Origin of the sequence: Modestobacter muralis (assembly GCF_010682105.1) — a bacterium.
GTDB lineage: Bacteria > Actinomycetota > Actinomycetes > Mycobacteriales > Geodermatophilaceae > Modestobacter > Modestobacter muralis.
In genome coordinates this window covers 40,837-54,738 of sequence record NZ_JAAGWH010000004.1, presented here as the reverse complement: position 1 = coordinate 54,738, position 13,902 = coordinate 40,837, and the positions used below count along the sequence as shown (strand labels likewise).

Sequence of the window (13,902 nt, the reverse complement as noted above, 5' to 3'; positions counted from 1 at the left end):
GGCCCACCTCACCGCCTCCGCAGGCGAGCAGTCAACGGGGTGCGACGGAACGGAACACGGCGTTCACGCACCGTCCAGCGCGCGGGCTGCCAGCTCGGTGGCGTACGGGTGGCCGATCAGGCCCGGCAGCCCGCCGCTGTGCAGGAACACCGTGCGCCGTCCGGGCCGCACGCTGCCGTCGGCGACCGCGGCCGTCAGCCCGGCCATCGCCTTGCCGGTGTAGACCGGCTCGAGCACCAGGCCCTCGGTGCGCGCCGCGGTCCGCATCGCGGTGGCCCCGGCCTCGGTCAACGCGCCGTAGCCCTCCCCCACCTGGTCGCGCCGCAGCCGCAGCCCGCCGACGGTCGCGCCCAGCGCGGTGGCCAGCTCGGTCACCCGTTCCGCGGGGTCGGGCACGGCGCCGGTGTCGACGCCCAGCACCCGCTCCGCGCCGAGCCCGGCGACCAGGCCGGCCATCGTGCCGCCCGAGCCGACGGCGACGACGACGGTGTCCAGGTCCGGCGCCTGCTCGGCCAGCTCTCCGGCGCAGGCCAGGTAGCCGCAGGCACCGGTCGGGGTGGAGCCGCCCAGCGGCAGGACGGCGGGCACCTCCCCGGCGTCCCGCAGCTCGGCGGTGACCGCGCTGATCCGCGCCTGCGCGTCCTCGCCCGGGAGCACCAGCACCACCCGGGCGCCGAACAGCTCCTCCAGCGCCAGGTTGCCGGGCCGGGCCGGGTCGGCGGCGCCGGTGAGCACGAGCACCGACGACAGCCCGCGCACGGCCGCGGCGGCGGCGGTCATCCGGGCGTGGTTGGACTGCACGCCCCCGGTGGTGACCAGCACCGTGGCCCCGGCCGCCGCCGCCTCGCCGACCAGGTGCTCGAGCTTGCGCACCTTGTTGCCCCCGGCGAAGGAGGTCAGGTCGTCGCGCCTGACCCACAGGTCGCCGGGCTCCAGCCCGAGGGCCACGGCCAGCCGGGGCGCGGGGTCCAGCGGCGTCGGCCAGGTCGACAGGTGCACGGGAGGGGTGCTCATGGGGACCCAGCCTCACCCCTGCCCGACCCGCCGGCCAGCGGCGGGGTCAGCCCACCTCGAGCAGCTCGAGGTCACGGATGTAGTTGCACGCGCCGCTGCGCACCCGGGACGCCAGGGCGCCCTCACCGCCCGCGCGGAGCTGCACCGCGACCGGGCGACGCCCGAAGAGCACCGGCTGCGCCCAGCCCGGGATCGCGGGCAGCACCGGTCGCCGCACCGCGGAGCCCTCGATGCCCAGCACCAGGACGGCGGCGAGCACGGCCATCACCGCGACCGTGCCCAGCGCGGTGGGCAGCCCGGCCCGCTCGGCGAGGAAGCCGATCACCGGCGGTCCGCCGAGCAGGCCGGTGTAGCCGACCGTGGTGGCCAGGGCCACGCCGGAGGGGCCACCGAGCGCACCGGCCCGGGCGATCGCCAGCGGGAACACGTTCGCCAGGCCGAGCCCGACGACGACGAACCCGGCCAGCGCCACCGGCAGGGACGACGTCGTGACCGCAGCCAGGGCCCCGGCCGCGGCCAGGAGCGCGCCGCCGACCAGCAGCCGCCGCTCACCGACCGCGGCCACCAGGCGGCCGCCGGCCAGCCGGCCCACGGCCATCGCCGAGGAGAACCCGGCGTAGCCCGCCGCGGCGAGCGCCGGAGCGGCGTGCACCTGTTCCCGCAGGTGCAGGGCACCCCAGTCGCTGAGGGCGCCCTCGCCGTAGGCGGTCGCCCCGGCCACGGAGCCCAGCAGCACCAGGACACCGGTCGGCCGACGTCCCGGCGCGGCACCGCCGGGAGCGACGAGCGGGTCGGCTGCCGGGCGGCCGTCGTCGGAGGCAGCGAGGACCGGCCCGGCCCACGTCATCACGGCGAGGCCCAGCACGGCCACGCCGACCAGGTGCGGCGCGACCCCGACGACGGCCGAGGCCAGCCCGCCGATCAGCGCGCCGAGCAGACCGCCGGCGCTGAAGGCGGCGTGCAGGCCGGAGAGCAGCGGCCGTCCGGCCGCTGCCTCGACCCGGACGCCGACGCTGTTGGCGGCCACGTTGACCGCGCCGGTGGTGGCGCCGAAGACGAGCAGGGCCGCGCACAGGGCGGGCACCGAGGTGGCGAAGCCGGGGAGGGCTGCACAGGCGCTCGCGCCCATCCCGGCCAGCGCGCTGGTCCGGCCGGTGCCGAGGCGGCGGCACACCGCAGCAGTGAGCTGCATGCACGCCAGCGCGCCGAGTGACAGACAGAGCAGGGCCACGCCGAGCGCGGTGTGGCCGGCGCCGGTCGCAGCGCTGACGTCGGGGACGCGGGCCGCCCAGCTGCCGAAGACGAAGCCGTCCAGACCGAACAGGACGGCGACGGCGACGCGCAGCCGGGGCAGCGAGGGAGGTGTCGTCGGGGTGACCGCGGCGCGGAGTCGGGCCGGGGTCCGGGTACGGGACAGGGAGGGACCAGGAAGGGACATCGGGACCTTCACGGGGAGGACGCGCGGCGCAGGAGCACGCGCGGCACCGGGGTGCGGCGGGCGGGGGTCGGAGAGCACACGACCTCGGGCGCTGAGTCCCACCGTGCCAGCTCGGCGTGACCGTTGTGTGTCGCAGCGGGGTGAGTGTCGCCACGCCGTCGCCCCACCCTGCTCAGCCGGTCCACCCGTCCGCTGAGGTTGCCGGGCGGGCCCGCGACGTACAGGCTCCGGACATGACCGGGACCTTCGGCCGGGGGCTGCTGGCCGGCGCCGCCGGCACCACCGCCCTCACCGCTGCCACCTACCTCGACATGGCCCTGCGCGGCCGCCCGGCCAGCACCGTGCCCGAGCAGACCGTCCAGGCCCTGCTCGCAGCCACCGGCCAGCGGCTGACCGGGTCCGGGAGTGAGCGGGCCAGCCGGGCCACCGGTCTCGGCGCGCTGCTGGGCCTCGCCAACGGGCTCACCGTCGGGGTGGCGTCGAGCCTGGTGCGCTCCGCCGGTGTGCGGATGCCGTTCCCGGTGGGTTCGGTGGTCAAGGGCGCCGCGTCGATGGCCACCACCGACGTCCCGGTCGCCCTGCTCGGCGTGAGCGACCCGCGCACCTGGTCCCGGGAGGACTGGGTCGCCGACGCCCTGCCGCACCTGGCCTACGGTGCGGCCGTGCAGGCGGTCGTGCAGAGCCTGCCGACGCCGAAGGAGCGGGTGCTGCCCCGGCAGGGGGCCTCCGCCGACCTGGTGCGCCGCTCGCTGCTGCTGGGCCTCGCCACCGGCAGCCGCAGCTCCCTCGGCCTGGCCGCCCCGACGCTCACCGCGGCCGACACCGGGGCGCTGAAGAAGGTCGCCTCGTTCGCCTCGCTGGCCGGTGAGCTGTACGGGGACAAGCAGCCGAACACCCCCGACCGCACCAGCGGCGCCGGCCTGCCGCCCCGGCTGGCCAGCGGCGCGACCGGCGCGGGGCTCCTCGCCCGGCGGCAGGGCGCGAACGCCGCCTGGCCGGTGGTCGCCGGCATGGCCGGCTCGGCGGCCGGCTCGTTCGGCGGGCTGGCCTGGCGGCGCTGGGCGGGCACCCGGATGCCGGACCTGCGGGCCGGGCTGATCGAGGACGGCGTCGCCCTCGCCCTGGCCGCGGCCGCCTGCCTGCCCGGCCGTCGCCGCTCGACCCGGCTCACCCTGGTCAAGCCGCTGGACTGAGCCTCAGGGCGTCCACCGGGGGTCGCGGCCGCTGAGCCCGAGCGCCCGGTCGACCGCGGGCGCGTCGGCGGGCACCGGCACCGCGGGGCCGTACCACCCGCCGTCCCGGCCCAGCTGGGCGATCGGCTCGACCGCGGCCAGGGTGGCCTCGCCCAGCCCGGCCGGGACGTCGTAGGGCGCGCCGACCGCGCGGGCGAGGTCCCAGCCGTGCAGCACGAACTCGGCCAGCATCAGCGGGCCGACGACGGCGGCCGGCATGGGCGTCGCGCCCATCAGCGTCTCGCCCTCCCAGGCGGCCGGGTCGGCCCAGGCGTCGGCGGCGGTGTCGAGCTCGAAGGGCACCGCGGCCGCCCACTGCTCCACCGGCAGCCCGTCGAGGAACGGCGCGGGGGTGAGGCTGTCCGCGTCCTGCTCCAGTGGCATCCGCACCGCGGCCCGCTGCGACAGCACCGCGGCCCACGCCAGGTGGTCCAGCAGCGCACGGACGTCGAAGTCGCGGCACGGCGTCGGTGCGGTGAGCAGCTCGGGGGTCACCGCCGCCAGCGCGGCCGGAGGCGAGGTCGGCGGCGGCGCGCACCGCGGACGGTGGGATCGCGGTCATGCCGCCACCCTGCCCGACGGCCTCAGCCGTCGAGCGCGCGGGCGCCGGCCCGGAAGAACAGCGCGACCGCGAGCGCACCGGGGTCGAGGACCCCGCGGGCGACCTCGCCGACGTAGCTGGCCCGCCCGCGCCGGGCGACGAGGTCCTCGGTCGAGGCGGCTCCCGCCTCGGCGGCCTCGGCCGCAGCGGTGAGCGCCTGCTGCGGCCCGGTGCCCGTGGCGTCGGTGAGTGCTGCGACGGCGGGGACCATCGCGTCCACCATCGTCTTGTCGCCCACCTCGGCGCCGCCCAGCCGCTGGACGGTGGCGGTGCCCTCCCGCACCCCCTCGGCCAGCTGGGTGACGTCGGCCGGGTCGGTCTCCGGCAGCGCCCGGGACAGCGCCCGGAACCACATGCCGAACAGCGGGCCGCTGGTGCCGCCGGTGTCCAGGAACGCGTCGGACACCGCGGCGAACACGGCGCGGGCGGTCTGCGGGTCGGCGGCCAGCCGCTGCTGCACCTTGCCCAGCGCCGAGCGCAGGTTGGCGCCGAAGTCGCCGTCCCCGGCGGCCCGGTCGAGCTCGGTGAGCCGGACGCGCTGCGTCTCGAAGTCGGCCGCGAACGCGTCCATCCAGCGGCGGGCGGCGGCGCGGTCCAGCGTGGCGGTCATCGGGTCTCCCAGGTCAGCGCGGTGGTGGTGACGGCGTCGTCCCAGAGCCCGAGCAGCTCGTCGTCGGCCCGGACGAGCGTGACCGAGGCGCCGGCCATGTCCAAGGCGGTCACGTAGGGACCGACCAGGCTGCGGGCCAGGCCGATCCCGCGGGCCTCCAGGAGCGCGGCGACCTCGCGGAAGACGACGTAGAGCTCGAGCAGGTGGGTGGAGCCCAGGCCGTTGACCACGACGACGGCCCGGTCGCCCTCGGCCAGCCCGAGTGCGGCGACCAGCGGCTCGGTGAGCGCGCCGACCAGCTCGTGGGCTCCGGCCATCGGCCGGCGGTCGATGCCGCGCTCGCCGTGGATGCCGACGCCGTGCTCGACCTCGTCGGCGGCCAGGTCGAAGGAGCGCACGTCCTCGCCCGGGTGCACCGCGCCCTCCAGCGCGACGGCCATGCTGCGGGCGCCGGCGGCGACCCGGCGGCCGAGCTCGGCCACCTCGGCCAGCGGCAGCCCGCGCGCCGCGGCGGCGCCGCACACCTTCTCCACCACGACCGTGGCCGCGGTGCCCCGGCGGCCCGGGCCGTCGTCGGACTCGCTGGCCAGGTCGTCGTCGACCAGCACGGTCTCGACCTCGATGCCCTCCTCGGCGGCGATCTCGGCCGCGATCTGGAAGTTGAGCACGTCGCCGGTGTAGTTCTTGACGATCAGCAGCACGCCGGCACCGCGGTCGACCCCACGGACGGCGGCGACCACCTGCAACGCGGTGGGGCTGGCGAAGACCGCGCCCGGGACGGCGGCGTCGAGCATCCCGGGGCCGACGAAGCCGCTGTGCAGCGGCTCGTGCCCGGACCCGCCACCGGAGACCAGCGTGACCCGGCGGTCGGCGTCGGCGGCCGCGGACTCCAGCCACAGCGGGTCGCGGTGCAGGCGGAGACGGCCCGCCGAGGCGGTGACCAGACCCTCCAACGCCTCGACCACCAGGTCGTCAGGGTCGTTGAGGAACTTCTTGACGCTCACGGGGAACGATCCTGCTCCTCGTCGGCGTCGGCCGCCCGGTCAGCGGCCGCAGCGTCGGCCGCCCCGAGCAGCCAGCCCGGGCCGGCGGTGCGGGCGGCCGCGGGCAGCCGGGTGCGCAGCTCCCGGTCGGCGGTGACCACCAGCAGGTCGTCGTCGCCCTCGGCCAGGTCGGCGGCCACCGCGGCGAGGGCGTCGTCCCCGCTGCCGGGGGCGCGCACCAGCCGCAGCCGGGCCGGGGCGGCGACGTCCCGGGCACGGCCCTTGACCACGGCGACCAGCACGGTCACCGGCACCGGCACACCGTCGGGTCCGACGACGTCGGAGCCGGGCAGCAGGGCCAGCCGGTCGAGCAGCCGGGCCGTCGCGCCGGCGCGGTCCCGCCACCAGCCGTCCGGCCGGGCGCCGAGGGTGTTCGCGACGTCGACCAGCAGCACCGTCACCGGCGCCGGGACCCACCCACGACCGCGGTCAGGGCGAAGGCGACGATGCCGACGACGGCCAGCCAGAACAGGCCCTTGACGATGAAGCCGATCACGGTGAGCGCGATCCACACCGCGAACAGGACCAGCAGGACGAGCAGGAAGGGGCGCACGCCGGCGACGTTACGACCTCAGGCGCCCTCGGCGGCGCTACGACCTCAGGCCCGCCCTCGGCGGGCCTCCGGGCTCAGGCGCCTTCGGCGGCGCCGCGGCGCCAGTAGCCCATGAAGGCCACCGAGGTGCGCGGGATGCCGAGGTCATGCACCAGCCGGCGGCGCAGCGCCTTGACCATGCCCGCCTCGCCGGCCAGCCAGGCGTAGCAGCCGGTGGGCCGGACGTCGGGCACCTCCCAGAGGATGCCGCCGTCGAGGTCGACGTCCTCGGGCTCCTGCCCGGCGCCGGCGCGGGCCAGGCCGAGGCTGCACAGGGCGGCGTGCACGGCCGGGCCGAGGGCGGCGCCGTGCTCGCGCCTGCCGCGGACCAGCCAGTGCACCTCGATGCCCGGGGCGAGGTCGAGCGACAGCACGTCGCCGGCCTCGGGGACCTCGAGCACCGCGACCGTGCGGCGGCCGCCGGGCAGCGCCTCGAGGATCGCGCTGATCGCCGGGACCGCGGTCTCGTCGCCGGCGAGGAAGAGGGTGCCGTCGGCGGGCGGGGCCCACTCGACGCCCCAGGCTCGGCCGCTGCCGGCGCCGCGGGGCCGCGGCCGGTCGGGGCCGAGGACGACGATCGGGTCGCCGGGCTGCGCGGCGGCCGCCCAGCCGGCGGCCGGGCCGGCGTTCCCGCCGTCGACGCCGTGCAGGACGACGTCGACGTCGAGCTCGGCCCGGTCGGGGCGGGCGGCGCGCACGGTGTAGGTGCGCAGGTGGGGGCGACGGTCGTCGGGGAGCGCGCAGTACTCGGCGTACCAGTTCGGGCCGTCGGTGAGCAGGTCGGTGACCGGGGAGCCGTCACGGGAGAGCACCAGCTTGATCCGCTGGTCGTCACGGCCGGCGCCGAACTCGGCGAGCTCGGGGCCGGTGAGGGTCAGCCGCAGGAAGCTCGGGCTCAGCCGCTCCACGCGGGCGACGGTGACGTCGAAGAAGCGGTAACCGGGTGCGGCGACGGGCTCGGGGACCACACGCAGTCCGGGCTCGGCGAGCACCGTGCCGGTGGCCTCGCGCAACGCGGTGGTCATCGCTGTCTCCCGAACGTCGTCCCGGCGACGGCGCCCCCGGATGCTGGTGAGGTTAGCCTAACCAGCATCCGCGGTCGAGGCCCGATCCCGACCCAGCTCCGTACAGATCCGGTCGACGACCGCGTCGGGGTCCTCGTGCTCCCAGAACCGCAGCACCCGCCAGCCCAGCCCGGTGAGGACGGTGTCGGTGCGCCGGTCACGGGCGGCATTGGCGGCCAGCTTCTCGGCCCACCAACCACCGTTGGCGGTGGGCTGGTGACCACACGTCGGGCAGGCATGCCAGAAGCAGCCGTCGACGAAGACGACGAGCTTGCGGCCCTTCCACACGATGTCGCCGCGGGCACGCGTCTCCCGGCAGGGCCGGACGTCGACCCGGTACCGGACCCCGCGGGCGTGAAGCCGGCGGCGGACCGCCAGCTCGGGCACGGTGTCGCGCCTGCCCTGCCGGCGGAACCTGTCGCGCACCGCCGCCGAGGTGGGCGGCGGTGCGAGGCGCAGGTCGACCGGCGGGGCGCTCACGCGGTGGCCGAGGACTACCCGGTCGCCACCTCCACCAGCCGGCAGAGGCCGTTGACCAGCCGCAGCTGGTCGGGTGTCTGCACCGGCGAGGTGAGCAGCGCCGGGCTGCCGACCAGGTAGGCGACGGTCTTGGCGCGGGACAGGGCCACGTTGAGCCGGTGCCGGTCGAGCAGGAAGTCCAGCCGCCGCGGCACGTGCGCGCCGCTGGAGGCGGCCAGCGAGAACACCGCCACCGCCGCCTCCCGCCCCTGGAACTTGTCGACCGTGCCGACCTCCACGCCGCCGAGGCCGGCCGCGGCCAGCGCGCTGCGCACCTGGTTGACCTGGGCGTTGTAGGGCGTCACCACCAGGACGTCGGCCTGGCCCATCACCCGGTCGACCCCGCCGCTGCGCCACCGCCGCCCCATCAGGTCACCGACCAGCGCGGCGACGACCGCGGCCTCCTCGGGTGAGGCGGACCCGTTGCCCTCGTGCACCACGGGGACCCAGCCGATGCCGGCCGGCGCCGCCCACCGCACGGGTGCGTCGAGGGCGTGGTCGGCGGTGACCGGCGCCGGCTGCAGCTCCCCGCGGTAGGACAGGTCGGAGACCACCCGGCACAGCGCCGGGGCCATCCGCCAGCTGCGGTCGAGGAAGACCCCGCGCTCGACGGGGAGCACCGGGTCGTCGCCGAGCACGTGCTGCAACGCGGAGACGTCGGCGCCCTCGGGGTGGATGCCCTGGCCGGGCTGGCGCAGCTGCTGCGGGTCGCCGAGCAGGACCAGGTTGGTCGCGGCGCGGCTCACCGCCAGGGTGCGGGCCAGGGACAGCTGCCCGGCCTCGTCGACCACGAGCACGTCGAGCCGGCCGGCGAGCTCGGGCCGGACGAACAGCCACGAGGTGCCGGCCACCAGGTCGACGTCACCGGAGTCGAGTGCGTCGACCACCTGGTTGTTGCTGCCCACGCAGCGCACGTCGGCGTCGCTGCACCGCTGCACGTCGTCGGCCTTCTGCAGCGCCCGCACCGGCACGCCGGCCTCCCGCGCGGCGACCATCACCGCGTCGAGCAGGTTGCCGATCACCTTGTGGCTGGACGCGGTCAGCCCGACCCGCCGGCCGGCGCGCACCAGCTCGACGACCGCCCGCGCGCCGGTGTACGTCTTGCCGGCCCCGGGCGGGCCCTGGACGGCGAGCACCCCGCCGTCGAGCCGGCCGGCCAGCCGCTGCACCGCCGCCGCCGACCCCTCCCCCGGCTCGCGCTGCGGCGTGCCGGGCACCAGCCGCGGTGGCCGGCGCAGCAGCAGGTCGCGAGCCGCCCGGGCGGGACCGGGACCGTCGATGCCGCTGCCGGCGACCTGCTCGCCCAGGTCGTGCAGCGCGGCGCGGAACAGCCGGTCGCTGGGCGGGGAGGTGGGCAGCAGGCCGGTCGGGTGCTCGTGCGGGGAGCTCGCGCTGCGGGCCAGCACCACCCAGCCGGCGGTCGGGTCGACCTCCACCACCGAGCTGGTGATGCGGGTGCCGTCGGCGGCGGCGAGCAGGTGCTCGTAGCGGCTGCCGGCCGACACCTTGGTCTCCTGCGGCGGGAAGCGGTAGCGCCAGTGCTGCGAGCGCCCGCTGACGCCCAGCAGCTCCGGGCCCTCCAGCGGGCCCAGCGCCGGGGTCTCCCGCTCGAGGTCCTCGGCGGGCAGGTCGCGCAGCCGGAAGTACTCCCACCACGCCGACCGGGCCTCGCGGGCGTCCCAGCCCAGCTGCTGGGCCAGCAGCCAGGTCGCCTCCTGCTCGGGGGTGCGGCCGACCTCGGGCAGCCCGGCGAGCAGCCGGTCCTCCAGGGCCTCCCGCAGCCCCTGGGCGGCGGCGTTCTCCGCCGAGCCCTCGGGGTCGCCGTCCTCGGGCCGGCCGAGCTCCGCGCCAGTGGCCAGCAGCTCGGTGCGCCGCTCCTCCAGCCAGTCGCGCAGCTCGAGGGTGGAGACGCAGTCGTCGCGGTTGTAGGCCTCGATCTGGTCCAGCAGGTCCTGGTCGCGGGTGGCCAGCCAGCGCTCGAAGGCGACGATGGACTCCCCGGCGTCGGACACCGAGGCGCCGTGGGCGCGGGTGTGGCCGCGGTAGTAGTCCTCGACCTGCTTGATCGAGTAGGACTCCTTGCTCAGCCGCAGCCCTTGCCGGACCACGGCGTAGAGGTCGACCAGGACGTCGGCCCGCAGCAGCCGGTCGACGTCGGCCTCCCGGGTGCGCAACCGGGCGGACAGGGTCTTCAGCCGGGTCGGCTCGTAGGGCGCGTAGTGGTAGACGTGCATGGTCGGGTCGGCGGCGTACGCCGCGGTCAGCTGGTCGACCACGGCCTCGAAGGCGACCCGCTCGGCGGCGGACTGGTCGTCGGCGGCGGGGTCGCAGCCCCAGTGCGCGGTGAACTCCCCCGCCGTGTCCAGCACGCCCCACAGGTACTCCAGGCCCGCGTCGCCGGCGAACGGGTCGCCCTCGATGTCGAAGAAGAGGTCACCGGAGCTGGGCGGGGGCAGCAGCTGGAAGCCCCGGCCGGCCTCGCGCGGCAGGAACTCGTAGGAGGGGACGCCGGTCGTCCGCTCGTCGAGCTGGAGCCGGGCCTGCTGGGTGAGCCGCTGCGCCGACGTGCGGCCGATCGACTCCGGCAGCTCCTCGGGCCGCCGGACACCCAGCGCGGCCACGGTGGTGATGCCGGCCTCGGCCAGCGCGGTGGCGTGGTCGCGGCGCATGGTGGCCACCAGCGACAGCGAGTCCTCCCCGCGCCACCGCTCGGTGCACGTCTCCCGCCACGGGCAGACCCCGCAGTGCGCGTTCGGGTAGGGCGGCGCGAGCTCGCCGTCGGCCAGCCGGGCCAGGAAGCGCGACCGGGCCGCCCGGGTGTAGGCCTCGGCGTCGGAGTACCGGAACACCAGCTCCTGCTGGTCGCCGGTGACCACGGTCAGCAGCTCCGGCGGCACGCCCTGCAGGCCGGCGAGGAGGTCGCCGTAGAGCGCCATCTGCAGCAGGGCCGGCACCTTGATCCGCCGGGCGAGCTTGGTGTCGGCGACGTCGTAGGCCCACGGGCCCAGGTCGCTGACCCGGTCGGTGCGCTTGAGCAGGAAGTCGGCGTGCCCGCGCCAGGTGCCGTCGTAGAAGGTCGCCTGGTAGACGACGTCGGCGCCGGCGCGCATGGCCGCCAGCGTCTCGGCCTGGGCACGCAGCAGCCCGGCGGCGTCCTTCCCGGCCGGACCGGCGATCTCGACCACGCGCAGGCCGCGATCGCGCAGCCGCTGCACGTGCCGGGCCTCGTGGGCGATGCCGTGCTCGGCGACCAGCGCCGTCATCGGGTCGACCGCCGGTGGCCGGCCACGGACGCCGCGGGCCACCTCCACCGACAGCCGGGTGAGGTGCTCGCACTCCAGGAAACCGGTCAGGTCGCTGGCGCTGACCACCAGCCCACCCTCGACCTCGTACACGTCTCCCCCTCTCACCGACCCCCCGGTGGAGGAGCCCGGGCGACCGTACGACGGGGGTACGACGGTTCCCGGGGCGCCCCGTCCCGGTCCCCGTCCGGCAGGTCGTGGAGCGGGCCACCCACCGCCTCACCTGCAGGATCACCGTCGCATGTGCCCTTCGGGCCATCGCGGCATGTGTCCTCGCCGACGGCACACCTACACCCTGCGCCCGCACAGGGGGGTGACCGAGCGAGGTGGGCCGGGCACCGGTAGGAACGAGCTGTGCCGGCGACCCTGAACTCCGTGGCCGCTGCCGCCGGGGTGAGCACCAGCACGGCGAGCCGGGCGCTGTCCGGCCACCCGGCGGTGCTGCCCTCGACCCGCGCCCGGGTCGAGGCCGCCGCAGTGGCGCTGCGGTACCAGCCCAACCGGATGGCCAGCGCCCTGCGCACCCGGCGCACCGGCCTGATCGGGCTGGTGGTCAACAACCTGCGCACGGCCACCTTCCACACCATCGCCGAGACGCTGCAGGAGTGGGCGGCCGAGGAGGAGTACGAGGTCCTCGTCTGCACCACCGGCGGCGACCCGGCCCGCGAGGCGGCGTTCCTGCAGACGGTGCGCCAGCACCGCTTCGACGGCGTGGTCGTGGCCGGCACCGGGGCCAACTCCGAGCTCGTCAACACCCTGGTCCAGGAGGGGCAGGCGGTCGTCACCATGAACCGCGAGGTGCCCGGGGCCCTGGCGCCGTCGGTGATGTCGGCCTACGAGACCGCCGCCCGGGTCGCCACCGGGCACCTGCTGGAGCTCGGGCACGTGCGCATCGCCGCGATCGAGGGCCCGCCGGACATCACGTCCGGCCGGCTGCACCACGCCGGGTTCACCGGGGCGCTGGCCGACGCGGGGGTGCCGCTGCACGAGGACCTGGTGCGCCGCGGGGACTTCACGCCCGACTTCGGGCGGGCGGCGGCCACCGAGCTGCTGGCGTTGCCCGAGCCGCCGACGGCGGTCCTGATCAGCAACCACGAGGCCTCGTTCGGCGCGCTGCCGGTGATCGGCGACGGCCCGCTGCAGGTGCCCGCCCAGCTGTCGGTGATCTGCACCGAGGACGAGCCGTTCTACGCCTGGTGGGCCCCGCCGCTGACCACGGTCGACAACCGCGCGGGACTGCTGGCCCGGCGGGCCGCGGAGCTGCTGCTGGAGCAGCTCACCGGGCCGGTCGGTGACCGCCCGGTCCAGCGGGTGGAACTGGTGGCCCCGGAGCTGGTCGAACGCGGCTCCACCGCCCCGCCGCGCTGACCCCGCGGACCGCGACCACCGCGACCAGCAGCGCGACACCCCACAGCAGGAACCAGGCGTCCCAGCAGGGCACGTGCCAGCGCAGCGCGCGCTCGTCGGCGACCGGCCCGAGGTCGAGCACGCCGGTGAGCACCGCCCCGCCGACCAGCACGTTGGCCCCGCCCCACACTGTCAGCAGGGACCCGGCCAGCGCGGCGAGCACGCGGACGCCACGGCGAGGACGACGGCCAGCACCGCGGCGGGGACGGCGGCGGCGCGGGCCACCACCGTCCCCGTCCGGCGGCCGGTCAGTCCTGCGGCTTGGCCATCACCTTGTGCACGGCGGCCTTGACCGCGTCGGGCAGCACGCCGGCCGTGGCGGCCTGCGCCTTGGTCGCCAGGGACGCGGCGACGACCTTGCGCTCACCGGCCATCAGCGCCTCGAAGCCCTGTGCGGCGACGGCGTCGGCGCCGTCCTTGGGGCCCTGGCCCATGGCGGTGTCCTCGAGGCCGGCGCGCTCGAAGAAGTCGGTGTCCACCGGGCCGGGCATCAGCGAGGTGACGGTGACCGCGGAGTCCTTGTCCTTCAGCTCGGCCTGCACGGCCTCGGTGAGCGACTGGACGAAGGACTTCGAGGCGTTGTAGACCGGCTGGTAGGCGCCGGGCATGGTCGAGGCGATCGAGGAGGTGACCAGGATCCGCCCGGAGTTGCGGGCGGTCATCTCGACCAGGGCGAGCTTGAGCAGCGCGGCGGTGGAGACCACGTTGAGCTGCATGATCGACAGGTCGGCGGCCCAGTCGGTGTCGACGAAGGCGCCGCTCTGGCCCACGCCGGCATTGAGCGCGGCGGCCTCCAGCGGGCGGCCCAGCGCCTGCACGGCCTCCCACAGCTGGGCGACGCCCTGCTCGGTGCGCAGGTCGGCCTGGACGGGGACGACGTGGGCGCCGGAGGCGCGCACCAGCATCGCGGCCTTCTCGATGCCGGCGTCCTCGGCGTTCACCACGACGTCGTAGCCGTGCTCGGCGAACTGCTTGGCCAGCTCGAACCCGATGCCGCTGGAGGCACCGGTCACGAGCGCGAGGGGCTTCGTCTGGGGCTCGGTGATGTTCTCGGTCATGACCGACGCGGTACCCCGGCCG

At 76.6% G+C, this 13,902-nt stretch carries 13 protein-coding genes; 2 read left to right on the top strand and 11 right to left on the bottom strand.

The features are described 5' to 3' along the window. Nucleotides 1-63: 63 nt before the first annotated feature. Together GCU67_RS01260 and GCU67_RS01255 are read right to left on the bottom strand one after the other, a co-directional pair. Entirely contained in the window at nucleotides 64-1,014 is a 951-nt protein-coding gene (locus tag GCU67_RS01260) for a pyridoxal-phosphate dependent enzyme (RefSeq protein ID WP_163609244.1), read from the bottom strand. 46 nt (nucleotides 1,015-1,060) lie between these two features. Next, nucleotides 1,061-2,452: an MFS transporter gene (locus tag GCU67_RS01255; RefSeq protein WP_163609242.1), complete on the bottom strand. Its 1,392-nt coding sequence runs from the start codon at nucleotides 2,450-2,452 to the stop codon at nucleotides 1,061-1,063. A gap of 233 nt (nucleotides 2,453-2,685) precedes the next feature. Between GCU67_RS01255 and GCU67_RS01250 the strand changes: the two genes are divergently transcribed. Further along, on the top strand, nucleotides 2,686-3,645 hold the full coding sequence (locus tag GCU67_RS01250) for a hypothetical protein (RefSeq protein ID WP_163609240.1): 960 nt from the start codon (nucleotides 2,686-2,688) through the stop codon (nucleotides 3,643-3,645). 3 nt (nucleotides 3,646-3,648) lie between these two features. Here the strand turns inward: GCU67_RS01250 and GCU67_RS01245 are convergent, their stop codons facing one another. The 8 genes from GCU67_RS01245 to GCU67_RS01215 all read right to left on the bottom strand — a co-directional run bounded on the left by GCU67_RS01245 (nucleotide 3,649) and on the right by GCU67_RS01215 (nucleotide 11,508). Further along, on the bottom strand, nucleotides 3,649-4,188 hold the full coding sequence (locus GCU67_RS01245; RefSeq protein WP_163609319.1) for a TIGR03086 family metal-binding protein: 540 nt from the start codon (nucleotides 4,186-4,188) through the stop codon (nucleotides 3,649-3,651). Between the two features lie 80 nt (nucleotides 4,189-4,268). Continuing rightward, nucleotides 4,269-4,895, bottom strand: a complete 627-nt coding sequence (dhaL, locus tag GCU67_RS01240) for a dihydroxyacetone kinase subunit DhaL (RefSeq protein ID WP_163609238.1) — start codon at nucleotides 4,893-4,895, stop codon at nucleotides 4,269-4,271. Continuing rightward, nucleotides 4,892-5,899 (bottom strand): dihydroxyacetone kinase subunit DhaK, encoded by a 1,008-nt coding sequence (locus GCU67_RS01235; RefSeq protein ID WP_163609236.1) that lies wholly within the window; start codon nucleotides 5,897-5,899, stop codon nucleotides 4,892-4,894. Before GCU67_RS01235 ends, dhaL begins: the two co-directional genes overlap by 4 nt. Beyond that, entirely contained in the window at nucleotides 5,896-6,339 is a 444-nt protein-coding gene (locus GCU67_RS01230) for a hypothetical protein (protein ID WP_211660559.1), read from the bottom strand. Before GCU67_RS01230 ends, GCU67_RS01235 begins: the two co-directional genes overlap by 4 nt. Next, nucleotides 6,336-6,491 carry a hypothetical protein gene (locus tag GCU67_RS21235; protein WP_211660584.1) on the bottom strand — a complete coding sequence of 52 codons (156 nt, stop codon included), beginning with the start codon at nucleotides 6,489-6,491 and terminating at the stop codon, nucleotides 6,336-6,338. Before GCU67_RS21235 ends, GCU67_RS01230 begins: the two co-directional genes overlap by 4 nt. 74 nt (nucleotides 6,492-6,565) lie before the next feature. Then, on the bottom strand, nucleotides 6,566-7,555 hold the full coding sequence (locus tag GCU67_RS01225) for a siderophore-interacting protein (protein ID WP_163609234.1): 990 nt from the start codon (nucleotides 7,553-7,555) through the stop codon (nucleotides 6,566-6,568). 57 nt (nucleotides 7,556-7,612) lie between these two features. Then, nucleotides 7,613-8,074: a very short patch repair endonuclease gene (locus GCU67_RS01220; protein WP_211660558.1), complete on the bottom strand. Its 462-nt coding sequence runs from the start codon at nucleotides 8,072-8,074 to the stop codon at nucleotides 7,613-7,615. Nucleotides 8,075-8,088: 14 nt separating this feature from the next. Then, nucleotides 8,089-11,508, bottom strand: a complete 3,420-nt coding sequence (locus tag GCU67_RS01215; RefSeq protein ID WP_163609232.1) for a TM0106 family RecB-like putative nuclease — start codon at nucleotides 11,506-11,508, stop codon at nucleotides 8,089-8,091. Nucleotides 11,509-11,769: 261 nt separating this feature from the next. Here GCU67_RS01215 and GCU67_RS01210 point away from each other — a divergent pair, with 261 nt between their 5' ends. Continuing rightward, complete coding sequence (locus GCU67_RS01210; RefSeq protein ID WP_163609230.1) at nucleotides 11,770-12,783, top strand: substrate-binding domain-containing protein; 1,014 nt, start codon at nucleotides 11,770-11,772, stop codon at nucleotides 12,781-12,783. Nucleotides 12,784-13,070: 287 nt separating this feature from the next. Here GCU67_RS01210 and GCU67_RS01205 read toward each other — a convergent pair whose 3' ends face one another. After that, nucleotides 13,071-13,880: an SDR family NAD(P)-dependent oxidoreductase gene (locus tag GCU67_RS01205; RefSeq protein WP_163609228.1), complete on the bottom strand. Its 810-nt coding sequence runs from the start codon at nucleotides 13,878-13,880 to the stop codon at nucleotides 13,071-13,073. Between the last annotated feature and the right edge of the window lie 22 nt (nucleotides 13,881-13,902).